We start from the raw sequence: 515 nt of genomic DNA, 5'->3' as shown, positions 1-515 counted from the left end.
CCCGGCCTGACCTCGAAGAACACCTCGCGCGCCTGCTACGCGCTGAACGGCGGCAGCGCCGGCATGAAGTACCGACTGGGCAATGAATGCGACTTCTATGGTGAATTCGCGCTGAGCCAGGACTTCGTCAAGGACGGCATCTCGTCCAAGATCTACGTCATGACCAACCACTACAACGGCGGCACCGACTACGACGGCTCCGGCGTGCAGTTCAACCAGATGTACGGCGAGGCCAAGGGCTTCGACATCGCCCCTGACGCCACCTTCTGGATGGGCAAGGCCTGGGGGCGCCGCGGCGACGTGCACATCGTCGACACCTTCTTCGTCGACATGGTCGGCGTGGGCGCCGGTGCACGCGACTTCAAGGCCGGCCCGGGCAAGTTCGGCTTCGCGTACTACAAGGCCGACTCCGACAACGACGTCCTGAACCGCCCGGGCAACCGCCTGAACTTCGAGTTCTACGACATTGCCACCAACCCCGGCGGCAAGGTCAACTTCTACGCCACCGCCACCCA

1 protein-coding gene is annotated in these 515 nt (G+C 63.9%); it reads left to right on the top strand.

Features of this window, described 5'->3' with window-relative positions; genetic code table 11:
• A partial coding sequence (locus tag AC3WR5_RS33505; RefSeq protein ID WP_492490121.1) for a carbohydrate porin occupies nt 1-515 on the top strand: 515 nt, incomplete at both ends.

It is taken from the genome of Ideonella sp. FW305-24 (assembly GCF_058788035.1).
The sequence above is the reverse complement of the archived record's forward strand: the minus strand, read 5'-3'. Positions and strand labels throughout refer to the sequence as shown.